Consider the following 15560-nt stretch of genomic DNA (forward strand, 5'->3'; position numbering starts at 1 on the left):
ACGAGAGTTCACCTCCGTGTGTCGAACTCTCGGCACGCCGCGTCAGCAGGACAACCACCCCAGCTTCCGGGAAGCCTGGAGCGAGCCCGCCCGGCCCCCCTATGTCCGGGAGGGCTGGTGCGCCAGCTCCGGTCCGCCTGCCTGGAGTGCATCCAGGAGCATCCGCGCCTCCCAGAGGTCGACCGAATCCCCGCCCGCCCTGGACCGCGCGTAGGCCCGTGACAGCAGACGTCTCGCCACCTTCCGCCGGCCATGGTCCCGCAGCAGGCGGCTCAGCCCCACCGTCGCGCGCAGCTCCAGGAGCCCGGCCTCCTGATGGCGCGCGACCTCGATGGCCTGGAGGAAGGCCCGCCCCGCCTCATGCTCCTTCCCCTCCAGCCGCAGCAGCTCGCCCCGCACGCGGTGCAACTCCGGCTCTCCTGCATGCTCCCCAAGGGTCTTCATCACCTCCAGCGCCTCGTGCGCCACCTCCAGCCCCTCCCGCCCCCGTCCCAGCCGCCAGAGGCTCTCCGCGAGCAGCCCCAGGTTGTAGGCCATCCCTCCTCGAATCCCCTGCCCCCTCCAGAGCACGAACGCCTCACGAATGACCTCGCTCCCCTCCCGGGTCCTTCCCTGCTCGGACCAGCACCATCCCGTGAGGATCCTCGACCAGAGCCACCAGACCTTGTAGTCCTGCTCCCGGGAGAGTTCCGCGGCCCGCTCCGCCCACTTCAGGCAGTCCCGCACGTCATGGCGGACCTGACAGGCCAGGGCGACGTAGGTCATCGCATACGCCTGGGTATGGGGATGGCGGACGCGTCCGGCCAGCTCCAGCGCTTCGCCGCCATGCTGGCGGGCCTGCGCGCACTCGCCGAGGACAGACTCGATGACGGACCCGAAGGCCAGCGCCGCGGTCCTCGGTTCGCATCCGTGCTGGAGGGCCATCCGCTCGAGCTGCTCGAGCTCCAGAGGCACCGAGGCCACGGCGCGCTCGATGTGCATCAGGGCCGCCCTCGGCTGCCCCCAGGTGAAGAGGCAGGTGCCCATCATCCGGTGGCCCACCGAGCACAGCTCCGGGCTGTGCTGGCGCTCTCCCACGTCCGCGAACATGCCCGCCAGCTCCCAGACGCGCCCGAACTCCGCCCGCGCATACGCGAAGGCGAGGGGCGCCCAGTAGGACAGCTCCGTTCGCGGCAGTTCCTCGCCCAGCTTCCTGAAGAGCTCGCGGATCCGGGAGAAGAGCCGTTCCAGCTCGGGCGAGTCGAAGCGATGCAGGTGCGTCAGCGGAATGGACAGCGCGCTCAGCAGATTCAGCTCCTCGAGCAGGCGCTGGCGGTCATCCGTCAGGTACGGCAACAGCTTGAGCGCCTGTTCGAGCTGGTGCTTCGCCTCCACGAACGCCGAGCGCTGGCTGGCGAGCTGTCCGGCCCGGACACCGTAGCGGATGGCCGGACCGGCCTCTCCCGCTTCCATGTAATGTTGGGCGAGCACCTGCGGCCGCGTCTTCCCCACCTCGGGGAAGCGCTCCTCCAGGACCCGTGCGATGTGCCGGTGGTGCTGCCTGCGGACATGGCGTGGAAGGGATTGCCACGCCGCCTCCTGGATGAGCACGTGCCGGAACTGGTACCCGGGCTCGCCACCCGCCCCCGTCTCCTCTTGGAGCAGTCCCGCCTCCATCAACCCCAGGAGCTCGCGTTCCAGCGAGGTGTCCTCCCGCCCCGTCAGCGCCGCCAGCAGGGCCCGCGAGAAGTCGCGCCCCACCACGGCGCACAGCTGGGCCAGTGCCTTCTGGCGCGAGGGCAGCAGGTCCAACCGCGCCAGCAACAACTCGTGCAGGGTGACCGGGATGGACGCCTCCGCCCCGCCCTCCAGCACCATGCGCGTCATCTCCTCGATGAAGAGCGGGATGCCATCCGTCCTGCTCACCAGCCGTTGCACCGTCTCCTCTGGCAGCGAGCGCTCCCGGGCCACCTCCTTCGCCAGCATCGCCGCGAGCCCCGCCGGCAGCCGCTCCAACGCGAGCCGGTGGAACCACGGCCACTGGGGCCAGCGCGGCTGGAGCTCCGGTCGGGTGCTGAGGACGACGAGGAGCCGCGCCTCACCCACGCGCTCCAGGAGGAAGCCCAGGAACTCGAGCAGGCCGGAGTCGGCCCAGTGCAGATCCTCCACGACCAGCAGCGTCGGTGTCTGACGGCAAGCGCCACTCAACATGACGCGTACCAGCGTCTCGAAGGTCTTCTCCTTGCGCTCCTCGGGCGTGAGCTGAAGGACGGGCGAGTCCTCGGGCACGGGCAGCGCCAGCAGCAGCCCCAGCAGGTGCGTGTCCTCCCGGGACAGACCCATCGGCCGGAGCCGCTCCTCCAGCTCGCGCATGCTCCGCGGAGGAGACGCCTCCATTCCGAAGCGCGCCACGTTCTGGAGCAGCCCGATGACCGGGTGCAGGGCGTGCGTGCTGAACCGGGACCAGCACTGCACGCGCAGCAGCAGGGGTGACTCTGGCGCCACCCGCTCGCACAGCGCCTGGATGAGGCGGGACTTGCCGATGCCCGCCTCGCCGCTCACCAGCACGAAGGCGCCCCGCCCGCTCCGGGCCTGCTCCCACAGCGCCTCGAGCCGCTCCAGCTCCCGCTCCCGTCCCACCAGCGGCGACAGGCGCACGGCCCCGAGTGCCCGGGTGAACCGCGAGTCCCCCTCCCGCTCGCGCAGCACGCGGTGGACCTCGAGCCGCACGGGCCCCGACAGCCCCTCGAAGAGGTGGGAGCCGAGCGGCTCGGTGTCGAAGGCCCCGCGCACGAGCTTCCAGGACGTCTCGCCGAGGACGACGCCTCCGGGCTCCGCCAGGCGGGAGAGCCACGCGGCCACCTTCGGCGCCTCGCCCTGCAACGCGCGCGTCCCCACCGCCATCAGGTCCGTGTGGATGCCGGCCCGCACCGACAGGCCCGCGAGCGGCAGGTGCGGCAGCTCGCGCCGCAGGGTGTCGCGCAGCTCCCGGGTGAGGCCCAGCCCGGCATGCACCGCGCGCTCCGAGTCGTCCTCCCGTCCTCGCGAGGAGCCGAAGCTCGCGAGCACCTCGCCTCCCATCGACATCGCCACGGAGCCGCCATGCCGCTCGATGACCTCCGCGCAGGCCCCGTGGAAGACCGTCTCCAGCTCGCTCACGTCCTCGGCGTCGAGCGACGCGTTCCCCTGGGCGAGTCCCGACAGGAGGATGGCCACCAGCGTCACCTGCCGGCGATCGGGCGAGGCGGTCCGCGACGGCTCGCCCTCGGGGCGGAGCCGGGCCCTCAGCTCGCGCAGCTCCTCGCGCAGCTCCAGCGCCGAGCGGAAGCGCCGCGCCGGGTCCTTGGCGAGTGCCGTGGCCAGCAGCGCCTCCACTTCCCGAGGCACCTCCGGCCGGCACGCCCGCACCGGAGGCACCGGCTCGGGAGAAATCACCCAGTCACGCAGCCCGGCGAGCGTGTCACTCGCGTGGAGCAGCCCGCCGGTCAGCATCTCGTGGAGCACCACCCCCGCCGCCCAGACATCCGTGCGCGCATCCTGGGGCTCGCCCCGCCACTGCTCCGGCGCCATGTAGGCCGGCGTTCCCGAGGAGGGCAGGTGCGGCGCGTCCCCGGCACCGGCCAGCGTGAGGTGCGACAGGCCGAAGTCGAGCAGCTTCACCCCGCCCTGCCGCGTGAGGAAGACGTTGCTGGGCTTGAGATCGCGGTGGACGAGCTGCCGCTCGTGCGCGTGCGCCAGGCCCGCGGTGATGCCCTCCAGGATGTCCAGCGAGCGCCCGACCTCCAGCGTGCCCCGCTTCAACAACGCGGCGAGCGACTCGCCCTCCAGACACTCCATCACCAGGAAGGGAAGGCCCGGTCCCCCGGGGGTCCCGTACCACTCGGACACGTCGAAGATGCGGACGATGTTCTCGTGGTCCAGCCTCGCCACCGCCCGCGCTTCCCGCAGCGCATCCTCCTCCTGGCCCGAGCGGGACAGGAGGAACTTGAGCGCCACCTCGCGGTGCAGCACCTCGTCGCGCGCGCGGAACACCTGCCCCATCCCGCCTCTCCCCATCCACTCCAGGACGCTGTACCGGCGGCCATCCGAGCCCCCGAGCCGCTCCCCGGGCTCTGGCAGCCGGTGCTTCGGCTCGGCGATGAGCACCCGCCTCAGGAACGAGTCCTCGGACCCAGCCTCCTCGCGGAGGGAGCCGTCCGACCTCCTGAGCTGAACCTCCTGCCCGGACATCCCCAAGTCGTCCCCGCTCATTTCCGAGTCCCCCAGCGCCTCCCACATGTTCCCCCCTTCTCAAGGTGGAGAGGCCCCGCGGAAGCCGTGAGGATGGAGACTGCCCGACCGCCCCCCTGGCTCGGAAACACCTCCGGGCGCGGTGAAACACCGTGAAACATTCCCGGCGGGAAACATCGCCCACCAACACTCCGACCGCCTTGCGCCGGACAATGGCATGAGGTCTGCAACCCCTCATCGCGTGTTCGTGTCTCCATGACGGGGATACCGTTGAGGATTCGAAGGCCACGATTGCCCCGGAGGGGCGGGAGGACGAGATGAGCGAGGCGATGACTCCGCACGTCTGCAAGGATCCGGTGATGGTGCCAGTGGCGCGGGAGCCGGGCACCGAGCGGCACCGGGTCGTCATCATCGGAGGAGGCACGGCCGGCATCAGCGTGGCGGCGCGTCTGGCGCACGCCGGGCAGAAGGACGTGGCCGTGCTGGAGCCCAGCACGCACCACTACTACCAGCCGCTCTGGACGCTGGTGGGCGCCGGCGAGGCCCGCGTCGAGGACACCATCCGCGACGAGGCCCACTACATCCCCAAGGGCGTGACGTGGATCCGCGACTGGGCCGAGGAGGTGGATCCGATCGCCCGGGTGGTGAGCACCCGGGGAGGAAAGCGGATCAGCTATGACTTCCTGGTGGTGGCGCCCGGCATCCAGCTCGACTGGGGCAAGGTGAAGGGCCTGCGCGAGGCGCTGGAGGAGCGGCCCAATGTCTCCAGCAACTACGACGTGCGCTACGCGCCCAAGACGTGGGAGATGATCCGCGGCTTCCAGGGAGGCACGGCCCTCTTCACGCACCCGGCCACCCCGGTGAAGTGCGCGGGCGCGCCGCAGAAGATCATGTACCTGGCCGCGGACCACTTCCGGAAGCGAGGCATCCTCGAAGCCTCGAAGGTCATCTTCGCCTCGGCGGGCAAGGTCATCTTCGGCGTGAAGGAGTTCGCCGCGGTGCTCGAGCAGGTGGTGAAGCGCTACGGCATCGACACGAGCTTCCAGCACGACCTCGTCGAGGTGCGCGGGGACAGGAACGAGGCCGTCTTCAAGCGCGCGCTGGCGGACGGGGGCACCGAGGAGGTGGTCATCCCCTACGGCATCCTCCACGTGTGCCCACCGCAGAGCGCGCCGGACTTCATCAAGCGCAGCCCGCTGGCCTGGCAGGACGGAGGCACGAAGGGCTGGGTGAAGGCGAACAAGTACACGCTGCAGCACCCGGACTACCCGGAGGTGTTCGCCCTGGGAGATGCGTCGGATCTCCCCACCTCGCGCACCGGCGCCGCCATCCGCAAGCAGGCCCCCGTGCTGGTGGAGAACCTGCTCGCCGTCATGGCCGGCCGCGCCCCCACCGCGAAGTACGACGGGTACGCATCCTGCCCGCTCACCACCGGCTATGGCCGGCTGCTGCTCGCCGAGTTCGATTACGACGGCAAGCCCACGCCCAGCATCCCGCTCATCGACACCCTCAAGGAGCGGCATGACATGTGGCTGCTCAAGAAGTACGGGTTGCCGAAGCTCTACTGGCAACTGATGCTGCGCGGGCGCGCGTAGCGGCCCTCCGGGGAGGCGTTTCAGGCACGGAGCGGTTATGAAACGGGTTGAAACACGGTGTTTCACCCCGTCCGCCCCATGCCCGCCTCGCGCCCTCCGCCCTCCTCTGGTTCCCCGCTGGTGCTTCCCGCCCTGGAGGCCCTCGCGGGTCCCGTGCTCCTCGTCGACGCGCACCAGCGGGTGACGGCGGCCACGCCCGAGGCGGAGGCGCGCCTGGGCCCCGCCACCGTCCGTCCGGGGACACCCCTGGCGGAGGTGCTCTCGCTGCCCGAGGGAGCCAGGGGGTTCGAGACGCTGCTCTCGCAGGGCCGGCAGGTGGAGGCCACGTTGAAGGCGGGTGGACGGGCGCGCCGGGTGAGGGTGCGCGCCATCACCTTGAATCAAGGGGAGAAACGGCTCGGGTGGGCGGTGCTGGTGGGGGAGGAGGTGGAGGCGGTCGCGGAGGGCGAGGAGACGTTCCACGGCATGTGGACGAGGGATCCGGGGATGAAGCGCCTCTTCCGCATCGTGGAGAAGGTGGCGCGCACCGAGTCCAGCGTGCTGGTGCGCGGCGAGTCCGGCGCGGGCAAGGAGCTGGTGGCCAACGCGCTGCACGCCATCTCCGAGAGGCGGAAGGGTCCCTTCCGCGCCATCAACTGCGCCGCCCTGCCCCCCAGCCTCCTGGAGAGTGAGCTGTTCGGCCACGTGCGCGGCGCCTTCACGGGCGCGGTGCGCGACAGCCCGGGCCACTTCCGCCTGGCGGATGGGGGCACGCTCTTCCTGGACGAGGTGGGGGAGATTCCCCTGGAGCTGCAGGGGAAGATGCTGCGGGTGCTGGAGACGCGCTCCATCATCCCCGTGGGAGGGCGCTCGCCGGTGCCGGTGAACGTGCGCATCGTCGCCGCCACCCACCGGCCGCTGCGGCGCGAGGTGGAGGCGGGCCGCTTCCGCGCGGACCTGATGTACCGGCTGCGCGTGGTGCCGCTCTTCCTGCCACCGCTGCGCGAGCGCCGTGGGGACATCCTCCCGCTGGCGCGGCGCTTCCTCGACGAGCTGGAGCAGAACGGTCCGCGGCGGGTGGAGCGCTTCTCCCCCGGCGCCCGGCAGTTGCTGGAGTCCCACGGCTGGCCGGGCAACGTGCGCGAGCTACGCAACGTGATGGAGTACACGTACGTCATCGGAGAGGGCCCGGTGCTGCACGAGGCGGACCTGCCCCCCGAGTTCACCGAGCCGCGTCCGGCCATTCCGAGCCCCTCGGGAGACAACCACGACCCGGCCGGGCTCCGAGCCGCCCTGGCGCGAGCGGGAGGCAACCACACCGTCGCCGCGCGGATGCTGGGCATCAGCCGGGTGACCCTCTGGCGCCGTCTCAAGGCCGCGGGGGACACCGCGAAGCGCTGAAGCGTTTCAGGGTGTTTCAGGGAGTGTCACACGGTGTTTCAGTGGTCATCCCCTCTCCCTCTGGGAGAGGGCCAGGGTGAGGGTCTTCCCAGCGTCATCCGCGCACCCCACGCTCCCCACGGGTCCACCGTGGCAGAGGGAAAACCCTCACCCCCGTCCCCTCTCCCAGAGGGAGAGGGGTGCGCTGGCACGGTGCTCGCAATCCGCCTCGGGAGAATCACAACCCCGACGGTGGAGGGCCCCTCGAGATGATCTTCCGGCAACTGTTCGACCAGGAGACGTGGACGTACACCTACCTCATCGGAGACGAGAGCACGCACGAGGCGGCGCTCATCGATCCGGTGCTGGAGCAGGTGGAGCGGGACCTGAAGGTAGTCACGGAGCTGGGCCTGAAACTGACGCGGGTGCTGGAGACGCACGTGCACGCGGACCACGTCACCGGGGCGGGCAGGCTGCGCGAGCTGACGGGAGCGCGGGTGGCGGCGAGTCCCTCGGGGGCGCCGTGCGTGGACCAGCAGGTGAAGGATGGCGACGTGGTGCGGCTGGGCGGCCTGAGCATCCAGGTGCTCGCCACGCCGGGCCACACGGATGACAGCCTGAGCTTCCTCGTGGGCAACAAGCTCTTCACGGGCGACGCGCTCCTCATCCGCGCCTGTGGCCGCACCGACTTCCAGAATGGGAACGCCGGCCAGCTCTACGACTCCATCACCGGCAAGCTCTTCACCCTGCCGGAGGAGACCGAGGTCTACCCGGGCCACGACTACGCGGGCCTGACGATGAGCACGGTGGGCGAGGAGAAGCGCCACAACCCGAGGTTCGTGGGCCGGAGCCGCGAGGCGTTCATCGAGTTCATGAACAACCGCAAGCTGGCGCCGCCCAAGAAGCTCGAGGTGGCGGTGCCCGCCAACCGCTCCTGCGGCAAACCCGTCCCCCAGGCCCAGGCGTGACGCCCCAGCACAGGGAAGGACACCCGATGAGCGCCTTGTACGAGAAGGGCATCCCTCACGCGGATGGCTACCGGGACGTGGACGTGGGCACCGTGGCCATGTGGCATGCCGAGGTCCGGCTGGTGGACGTGCGCGAGCCGTCCGAGTTCGACGGCATCCTCGGCCACATCGCGGGCGCGGAGCTCGTACCCCTGCGGGTGGTGGAGGAGCGAGCCGGACAGTGGCCCCGGGATTCGGAGCTGGTGATGGTGTGCCGCTCCGGAGGCCGCTCGGCCAGGGCCGCCGCGCAGCTCGCGCGCCGGGGCTTCGACCGGGTGATGAACATGCGCGGGGGGATGCTCGCGTGGAACGAGGCGGAGCTGCCCGCGGTCCGCGCCGCGCCTCCTCCCGCCCTCCGCGTGGCGGACGTGCTCGACGAGCTGCTCGCGCGGACGCGGGAGCTGGGCGGAGCGGCACCCGCCTCATCCCCGCACGTGCTGCTCGAGGCGCACGGCGGCCAGCACGCCCGGCTCCTCTCGGTGCTCGAGCTGATGCAGATGGCCGGCCAGGTGGCGGCGAAGGACCCCGCTGCCCTCGAGCGCGTGCTGCGCGAGTGCCGTGACCGGCTCGCCGTGGCGCGCCCGGAGGTCCGCTCCACATGATGGTGCTCGGCATCGCCGCCTCGCTGCTCATCGGCGTGCTGCTGGGGCTGCTGGGCGGCGGAGGCTCCATCCTCACCGTGCCCCTGCTGGTCTACGTCCTCGGCGTCGAGCCGAAGACGGCCATCGCCATGTCCCTGGTGGTGGTGGGCCTCACCAGCGCCTCGGCCGCCGTGATGCACGCGCGCGCCGGCCGGGTGCGCTGGCGCACCGCCTTCGTCTTCGGCGCCGGGGGCATGATGGGTGCCTTCCTCGGCGGGCGCGTGGCCCGGTTCCTCCCCTCGGGCGTCCTGCTGCTCCTCTTCTCCGCCGCCATGCTCGCCGCCGCCGTGGCCATGCTGCGGCGCAAGGAGGCCCCGGCCCCCCTGGTGAGCCCCGTGCCCGAGCAGCCCTTGCACCTGCCCGTGCCGCGCGTGCTCGCCCAGGGCGCCGCCGTGGGTGTGCTGTCGGGACTCGTGGGCGCGGGAGGCGGCTTCCTCATCGTCCCCGCGCTCGTGCTGGTGGGATTGCCCACGCCCGTCGCCATGGGCACCTCGCTCGTCGTCATCTCGCTCCAGTGCGCGGCGGGGCTCCTCGGGCACCTGGGGCACGTGGACCTGCCGTGGGCACTCACCGCCGCCGTGCTCGCCACCGCCATCGCGGGCAGCTTCCTCGGAGGGCGGCTCGCGGGCCGCGTCTCGCCGGGCTCGCTGCGCAAGGGGTTCGGCGGGTTCGTGCTCGGCACCGCCTGCTTCATGGTGGCGGCGCAGGTGCCTCCCGCGCTGCGCGCGCGCGTCGCTCCGCTCCTCGCCACACCGTGGCCCTGGTTGGGGCTCGTCGGCGCGGTGGGCGCCGTGGCCCTGCCCTGGGCGCTGCTGTCCCGCGGTGGCTGGGGCCGGTCCGGCTCGGAGCGGCGGGGTTGATCCGGCGTCAGCGAAGGTAGGCCGCCGCCTGGCGCAGGGCCTGGGCCGCGTCGCTCCCGAAGGCGACCTTCTCGTGCGAGACGATCAGGCGCACGAGCCCCGGCAGGGCGGCATAGCGCTCGAGGTCGGCCCGCAGTGCCCGTGAGTCCTTGACGAGGAGCAGCTTCGAGAGGCGGGACACCCGGGGCCCCGGCGCGGAGCCCAGGACGGAGGTGAAGAGGAAGCCGAGCACGTCGCGCTTGCGGTCCATGTTGAAGACGACGTCATTCAACACGAGCGTGGTGCCATCCTTGGACCGCACCAGCATCGCCCCCTCCGCATCCTTGATTCCGTGCAGCATCTCCAGCCGCACGTCCTCGCCGTGGAGGAAGTCCTCATAGGTGCCATCCACCGGCACCTTCTCCTCCACCTTGCCGCGCCCGCCCGAGGGAGCGAAGACCTGAAGGGAGGGGTAGCGCTGCTTGTAGGCCGGTGCATCCAGCCGGTGGACCCCGCTGGGCACGATGAGGAAGGTGAGCGGCCCCAACGCCTCCAGCTGGCGCTGGAGGGGCTCTTCCATGGCGATGGCGTTGTGGATGACCAGCGTCCCGTCGTCCCGGCGCACCACGGTCATCACCCGCTTGAGGGACATGTTGGGCAGCGCGCCCTCCACGCGCCAGAGGTTCTCGGAGAGCTGCTCCAGGGGTCCGTGCGGCAGGACATTCCAGGTGGGCGGGGGACGTGGGGTCATACCCGCTGGTTAGCCCAACCCGGCGCGTCCGGGCGCACGAAAACGAGGAGGTGTGCTCATTCGCAGACGCGCGTCTCGGTCTTCTCCAGGAAGACATGGGGCTTCGCCACCCGCTCCACCTTGACGAAGCAGAAGGGGTACGAGATCGCGTCACCCGCGGGGCAGTTCCCGGTGAGGGAGGACGTCACTTCGACCTCCACCCGGCTCCCGGTCTCCTTCACGCTGGAGATGGAGATCCCCGAGCCACAGTCCGACTGCTGCCCCATCCACACGGCGACGACGACGAACCGCGAGAAGTCGACCTCGGGCACCGCCATCCCTTCATGGGCGGAGTCGAGGAACGCCTTCCGGAAGGCCGCCGCGTCCTCGATGACCTCGCGCGCCCGCTCCGTCCGGGCGATGTCGCCGGTGCAGCTCGAGCACATCAGCGGCTCGACGGAGAGCGCACGCGGCGCGTGGAGCGAGCTCCCGCCCGGGCTCGGGGAGCCCGTCGCGCACGAGAGCAACAGGCCCAGCACGGGCGTCGCGGCCATGAACGTGACGGAACGGGTCCACGTCCCGGGAGTCCTGTTGCGCATGGGAGCCCTCTCCTGTCCTACACGCGGAAGCTGGAGACCACCTGCTTGAGCCGCTCGAGCGTCGCGTTCACCTGCACCACCGCCTCCTCCGCGCTCATCGTCGACTCCACCACGTCGCCCATCATCTGAGACAGCGTGGTCATCACGTCCGTCATCTGCGCGATGCCCGCGTTCTGCTGCGTCACCGACGCGACGATCTGCTTGGCCGCCTGGCTGCTCTCGTGCACCACCGTGGTGATCTCCCGCAGCTTGTCCGCCGACGTGAGCACCTGGGTGATGCCCGCCTCCATCTCCTGGCTGTCCTGCTCGGCGATGGACACCGCCCGCCGGATGGCCTGGTTGATCTCCAGGAGGATCTTCCCGATGCGCTGCGTGCTCTGCACCGACTGGCCACTGAGCGCCCGCATCTCCCGCGCCACCACCGCGAAGCCGCGCCCCTCCTCGCCCGCGCGCGCCGCCTCGATGGATGCGTTGAGCGCCAGCACGTTCGACTGGTCCGCCAGGTCGCGCACGCTGCCGATGATTTCACCCGCGCGCGCCGCCTGCTCCGACAGGTGCGCCACGCTGCGCATCAGCGCCTCCACCCGCGCCCGCAGTTGCTGCAACCCCTGCGCGCTGCTCTCGATGGACTGCCGCCCCGAGGTGCTGAACTGGTCCGCCTGCGCCGCCACCCTCAGCACCATCTCCGCGCGGCTCGCCGCCAGGTTCGACGTCTGGGCGATCTCACTCATCGTCGTGCCCGCCTCGGACAGGCTCCGCGACTGGTGGCTGAGGAAGTTGAGCTGTCCCTGGCTCGCCTCGGTGAGCCGCTTCGTCGCCTGCGTCAGCTCCTCCACCACCCCCTGCAACGTCAACGGCACCTTGCGCAGCCGCGTCACCAGGGCCTCGATGCCCCGCGCCAGCTGGCCCACCTCATCCTGGGAGCGCACGTCGATGCGCTGCGTGAGGTCTCCCTCGGTGGCGATGCGCGTGGTCACCTCCGTCAGCCGGGTCAGCGGCCCCACCACGCCCCGCGCCAGCCAGGACGACAGTCCCGCCAGCGAGAGGATGCACAGCACCACGAGCGTGGTCGTCCACCGCTGCCGCCGCCGCTGCAACTGCTCCATCTCCCCGAAGGAGGCGCGCAGCCCGTTCTGGGCCCACTCGCCCGACCCCCGCAGCACCTGCTCCAGCGTGGAGTGGCGCACCAGGGCCTGTTGGAAGGACTCCTCCGCGCCCGGCTCCTCACGCGCCGCCAGCTCCACGGCCCGCTGCCCCTGCGTCCAGAAGGCACCGAAGGCCTCGCGCAGGGACTGGCGCCGGGCCTCATCCAGCACCGGGTTGCCCGCCTCGCGCGCCAGGGTCTCCTCGAAGGACTTCGCCTGCTCGCGCATCGACGCCAGCCGCGCCACGTCCCGGGCCGCGTACGCCTCGCGCAGGTCCCACCGCAGCGAGGACACCAGGACCTCCAGGCTCCGCACCGAGGCGAGCGCGGGCGTGTACCCCTCGGCGATGCGCTGGCCCAGCCGCCCGGCGTCCCGGCTCACCGCCAGGGAAAGGCCGAGGATGAGCAGGAGGAAGACGGTGGCCACCACCGGGAGGAGCACGACCTTCTGCTTGAACGTCATGGCCTCCACCTCCCGCCAACGACTCGGCCCGGGATGGCTCCACGTGCGGCCGCTGGGGGCGTGCAACGCCTGGACATGACTCTCCTTCCTCAGCGGACCGGAGCGGCCCGCGCACCTGGCACGACAGGGGACGTCCCCCGTGAGAGCCGCAGGATACCGGATGCGCTCCCCTGGCGCGCGAGGCCCCCCGGTACCGGCTGGGGTGGGGGTGACCCCTACGGCGCCCCCCTCCGCCTCCCCGCCCGTCGGGTAGGCGGCCCACGGGAAACCCTACGCGTACGCCTCCATCCGGTGCACCCCCTCGATGGAGAGGACGAAGTCGGGGCCAAAGGCGTGGGCGGGCGTGAAGGCACCCCGCCGCTCGCCCGCCAGCACCTCTTCCACCGAGCGCACGGCGGCCCTGGCGGTGAAAGCGTAGGCCTCGGGTGTCTCCAACCACGCCTCGGCCTGCCGCCCGTCCGGTGCGCGCGCCTGGGCCCACACCTGGGCGCGAGCCCGCTGGCGCAGGGACTCGTCCGGCCCCTGCAGCCGGGTCTCGATGAGCTTCGACACCCGCTGGCGCACCGGCTCCGCCGCCAGCACCCGTTGGAGGACGGGGAAGGCGTAGCGCAGCGAGTGGGCCGCGACGGCGGGCTGCGCCATGTAGGTGGTGATGTTGGGGATGCCGGTGGAGTGCCACGCCGTCACCAGGTCGCCCCAGGGGATGGGGATGGCGGTGCGCTCGCGATCGGAGAAGCGCACCCGGCGCACGCCCAGGCCCATGGGCCAGGGTTGGAGGTGGCCACCGCGGCGCACGGCCGCGCCGGTGGGCACGGACTCCAGCATGGACTTGGCGGTGCCGGCGCTCGCCCGGGCGACGCCGCCGATGGCCAGGTCCAGCTCGTGCGCGCCGGGGACCTTCTCCGCCACGTAGCGGGCGAGACAGTCGGTGGGCACCACGTCGAAGCCCACGCCGGACATCAGCACCACGCCGCGGCCCCTGGCCTCGGCGTCATGGCGGAAGGTGTTCTCGAAGACGGGAATCTCGCCGGTGATGTCGAGGTAGTGCGCGCGCGCGGCGAGGCAGGCCTGCACCATGGGCTCGCTGGTGTGCACGAAGGGGCCGGCGGCATGAAGCACCAGCGGGAGGCCCTCCAGGGCGGACACCAGGCCGCGCGCGTCATCGAGGCTCACCGCCACCATGTCCAGCCCGAGCCGCGAGGCCAGGGGCGCGAGCTTGTCGCGGGAGCGGCCGGCGAGCACCGGCTTGTGTCCGCGGCGCACCGCCTCCTCGGCGATGAGCACGCCGGTGTAGCCGGTGGCGCCGTACAGCATCCAACGGGGAGTCGTGTTCGTCGAAGGTTTCACGTGCGGCACCCTACCTCATGGAGCCGACATTGGCGTGGGGTGCGTGCCCGCGAGGAGGCGGACCCGCCCCCAACGTCAAACACTCGTCTTGAGACACGGCCACTGAACTTTTAAGGTCTACCGGGACATGATGACCTGCGCCATAGGCCACCTGAAGAAGGCCGCTCTCTGTACTCTCCTGATGATCGCATCCACGACCACGGGAGCTGAGCGGCGGTTCTGCCTCGAAGAAGGGACCAGAGCCAGGAGACTCTACCCATCGAAGGACTCCCAGGCAGCGCCGAAGGTGTTCGTAGCGGGAGATACAGCGACCACGATCCGCTTCGAGACGCCTTGTGACCCGAGCCGCACGAAGCTCGTGGGTGGGGAGGGCCGCTTCGAGCCCCTGCTCGTGGGTGGCAAGTCCGTGGTCATCGTCCCTCTTCGAGACCTGGAACCAGAAGACCGTTTCATTCTGCTGGTGACTCTGATGGACGACACCCAGTTGGCATTCACCGTCACCGCCAGTCAGCAGTTCGCGGACTGGCAAGTCGACGTGTTTCTGGACCCTGACTCATCTAAATCGCTCCGGGTGGCGCTGGAGGCGAAGAAGAAGGAGAACGAGGTACTCCGAGAAGAGAACCGCCGCCTCGCGAACGAGGAAAACTCGATCGATCACGCCTTGGCCGCCCTCCTTGCCAACGGGCAGCTCTCGATGACGCCATTCAAGGATCGTGTGAAGTGGACCATCACGGACAAAGGATTCAAGGTAGACATCATCCTTCTCGAAGGAGGGGCGCGCGCGGCAGTACTCTTCCTGATAAAGAACCTTGACGAGAGAACTCCTTGGAGGTTGGAGGAGGCGCGGCTCTCGACGTTCACCACTGGGGAGTCAAGACCCTTTGCCCTGCGCATGACTCCGATCGAAATTCCGCCCGGAAAAACCGGCACCATCGCCCTTGTTACGGACCTGACTTCGTTCATGACCAAGATAGGCACAGACAAGCTCGTCGTGGAGCTCTTCCGTGATGGAGGACTCCGACAGGTCTACGCAGTGCTAGAGAAGAAATCCAAGCCCTGACCTTCACCTCAATGCCGTAGGCACACATCCCCCCAAAGGTTATCTCATGTCCCGAACGAAAGTGACGCTGATCCTGACACTGAGCCTCCTTGCATGCACGGGTCCGGGTTGTACCGCCTCCGGTGTCTACCTGCGTGCAGACGGAAGCCCTGGACCCCAGAAATGTTCGGACGAAGCACTGAAGACCATGCGGATCCTGCGGCTTGAGCCCGGCGACAGTGCCTTCGCCGAACTCGACGCCAACCAGACAGACCAGAGCCCCGTCACACTTAGCGATGGCCCCGTCGAGGGATTCCTGGACCAGGATTTCAAGACCCTTCCCGCGATGACGAGAATTTATGGCCAGATCTGGACCGGTGGACCCAACGTCGTCGTTCGGTACTACGAGGCGCGGCCACCAGGGGGCGACCGCATTCCAATCTGCGCTGTCGCCCGCTCGGATCGTGGAGGCCTGAAAAAGCAACCAGGCTCACGCCCAGGCGTTGCCGTTCTCCAACTCTCGCGTGCCGTGCTCTGGATCGTCGACGACTTCCGCTGAAGACGAGCAGGTCGCGTCGCAAGGGTACA

The 15560-nt window shown here is 70.3% G+C and carries 12 protein-coding genes; 7 read left to right on the forward strand and 5 right to left on the reverse strand.

The genetic code is table 11. The annotated features are described in order from the left end of the window. Positions 1-99: 99 nt before the first annotated feature. Positions 100-4230: a protein kinase domain-containing protein gene (locus tag NR810_RS36665; RefSeq protein ID WP_257459377.1), complete on the reverse strand. Its 4131-nt coding sequence runs from the start codon at positions 4228-4230 to the stop codon at positions 100-102. Positions 4231-4526: 296 nt separating this feature from the next. Between NR810_RS36665 and NR810_RS36670 the strand changes: the two genes are divergently transcribed. The 5 genes from NR810_RS36670 (at position 4527) to NR810_RS36690 (ending at position 9671) form a co-directional block, all read left to right on the forward strand. Continuing rightward, positions 4527-5804: an NAD(P)/FAD-dependent oxidoreductase gene (locus tag NR810_RS36670; RefSeq protein WP_257459379.1), complete on the forward strand. Its 1278-nt coding sequence runs from the start codon at positions 4527-4529 to the stop codon at positions 5802-5804. 78 nt (positions 5805-5882) lie between these two features. After that, complete coding sequence (locus NR810_RS36675) at positions 5883-7184, forward strand: sigma-54 interaction domain-containing protein (RefSeq protein WP_257459491.1); 1302 nt, start codon at positions 5883-5885, stop codon at positions 7182-7184. 248 nt (positions 7185-7432) lie between these two features. After that, positions 7433-8131, forward strand: a complete 699-nt coding sequence (locus NR810_RS36680; protein ID WP_257459382.1) for an MBL fold metallo-hydrolase — start codon at positions 7433-7435, stop codon at positions 8129-8131. Positions 8132-8157: 26 nt separating this feature from the next. Beyond that, entirely contained in the window at positions 8158-8772 is a 615-nt protein-coding gene (locus NR810_RS36685; RefSeq protein WP_257459384.1) for a rhodanese-like domain-containing protein, read from the forward strand. Continuing rightward, the gene (locus tag NR810_RS36690; RefSeq protein ID WP_257459386.1) at positions 8769-9671 is read left to right on the forward strand and encodes a sulfite exporter TauE/SafE family protein; all 903 of its coding nucleotides are present in this window, start codon (positions 8769-8771) and stop codon (positions 9669-9671) included. Before NR810_RS36685 ends, NR810_RS36690 begins: the two co-directional genes overlap by 4 nt. Before the next feature lie 7 nt (positions 9672-9678). On the opposite strand, the gene NR810_RS36695 is transcribed toward NR810_RS36690, so the two are convergent. The 4 genes from NR810_RS36695 to NR810_RS36720 form a co-directional block, all read right to left on the reverse strand. Continuing rightward, a complete protein-coding gene (locus NR810_RS36695; RefSeq protein WP_257459388.1) occupies positions 9679-10401 on the reverse strand; it encodes a DUF4336 domain-containing protein in 723 nt (240 codons plus the stop codon). A gap of 56 nt (positions 10402-10457) precedes the next feature. Then, entirely contained in the window at positions 10458-10979 is a 522-nt protein-coding gene (locus NR810_RS36700; RefSeq protein ID WP_257459390.1) for a protease complex subunit PrcB family protein, read from the reverse strand. A gap of 17 nt (positions 10980-10996) precedes the next feature. Continuing rightward, the gene (locus NR810_RS52325; protein ID WP_306818825.1) at positions 10997-12586 is read right to left on the reverse strand and encodes a methyl-accepting chemotaxis protein; all 1590 of its coding nucleotides are present in this window, start codon (positions 12584-12586) and stop codon (positions 10997-10999) included. Positions 12587-12856: 270 nt separating this feature from the next. Then, positions 12857-13933 carry a saccharopine dehydrogenase family protein gene (locus NR810_RS36720; protein ID WP_257459392.1) on the reverse strand — a complete coding sequence of 359 codons (1077 nt, stop codon included), beginning with the start codon at positions 13931-13933 and terminating at the stop codon, positions 12857-12859. A gap of 127 nt (positions 13934-14060) precedes the next feature. Between NR810_RS36720 and NR810_RS36725 the strand changes: the two genes are divergently transcribed. After that, complete coding sequence (locus NR810_RS36725; RefSeq protein ID WP_257459393.1) at positions 14061-14993, forward strand: DUF2381 family protein; 933 nt, start codon at positions 14061-14063, stop codon at positions 14991-14993. 187 nt (positions 14994-15180) lie between these two features. Then, complete coding sequence (locus tag NR810_RS36730) at positions 15181-15531, forward strand: hypothetical protein (protein WP_257459394.1); 351 nt, start codon at positions 15181-15183, stop codon at positions 15529-15531. Positions 15532-15560: the final 29 nt, after the last annotated feature.

Source organism: Archangium lipolyticum (genome assembly GCF_024623785.1).
GTDB classification, from domain to species: domain Bacteria; phylum Myxococcota; class Myxococcia; order Myxococcales; family Myxococcaceae; genus Archangium; species Archangium lipolyticum.

Bases quoted from the DNA above. Each gene is read 5' to 3' on its own strand.
- NR810_RS36665 (WP_257459377.1), bottom strand. From the start codon at position 4,230: ATGAGCGGGGACGACTTGGGGATGTCCGGGCAGGAGGTTCAGCTCAGG.
- NR810_RS36670 (WP_257459379.1), top strand. From the start codon at position 4,527: ATGAGCGAGGCGATGACTCCGCACGTCTGCAAGGATCCGGTGATGGTG.
- NR810_RS36675 (WP_257459491.1), top strand. From the start codon at position 5,883: ATGCCCGCCTCGCGCCCTCCGCCCTCCTCTGGTTCCCCGCTGGTGCTT.
- NR810_RS36680 (WP_257459382.1), top strand. From the start codon at position 7,433: ATGATCTTCCGGCAACTGTTCGACCAGGAGACGTGGACGTACACCTAC.
- NR810_RS36685 (WP_257459384.1), top strand. From the start codon at position 8,158: ATGAGCGCCTTGTACGAGAAGGGCATCCCTCACGCGGATGGCTACCGG.
- NR810_RS36690 (WP_257459386.1), top strand. From the start codon at position 8,769: ATGATGGTGCTCGGCATCGCCGCCTCGCTGCTCATCGGCGTGCTGCTG.
- NR810_RS36695 (WP_257459388.1), bottom strand. From the start codon at position 10,401: ATGACCCCACGTCCCCCGCCCACCTGGAATGTCCTGCCGCACGGACCC.
- NR810_RS36700 (WP_257459390.1), bottom strand. From the start codon at position 10,979: ATGCGCAACAGGACTCCCGGGACGTGGACCCGTTCCGTCACGTTCATG.
- NR810_RS52325 (WP_306818825.1), bottom strand. From the start codon at position 12,586: ATGACGTTCAAGCAGAAGGTCGTGCTCCTCCCGGTGGTGGCCACCGTC.
- NR810_RS36725 (WP_257459393.1), top strand. From the start codon at position 14,061: ATGATGACCTGCGCCATAGGCCACCTGAAGAAGGCCGCTCTCTGTACT.
- NR810_RS36730 (WP_257459394.1), top strand. From the start codon at position 15,181: ATGCGGATCCTGCGGCTTGAGCCCGGCGACAGTGCCTTCGCCGAACTC.